The organism is Dellaglioa sp. CoH-56-MRSF-12, assembly GCF_056782075.1.
Map to the genome: position 1 here is coordinate 1 of NZ_JBXAYD010000157.1, position 243 is coordinate 243.

The 243-nt window shown below is 70.4% G+C and carries 1 protein-coding gene; it reads left to right on the forward strand.

Going from position 1 to position 243, the window contains the following annotated elements; all coding sequences use genetic code 11:
* Positions 1-186: hypothetical protein (locus tag AC1RPY_RS08140; protein WP_481763178.1), on the forward strand; the 186-nt coding region annotated here is incomplete at its 5' end.
* Positions 187-243: the final 57 nt, after the last annotated feature.

Genomic DNA, 243 nt, shown 5'->3' on the forward strand with positions numbered 1-243 from the left:
GTGCCGTGGGAGGACTCGTTCCGCGCGCTGGAGTCGATCGGCTACACCGGCCCGATCTCCGTCGAGTGGGAGGACGCCGGGATGGACCGCCTGCACGGCGCCGCCGAGGCGGTCGGGTTCATCCGCTCGCTGCTGTGGAAGCTCCCGACCGCGTCGTTCGACGCCGCGTTCAGCAATCAGGACTGAGCGCGACCGGACTGAGGTCGGGACCGCCCGGTAGGCTCGCGCTCGTGGACATCATCC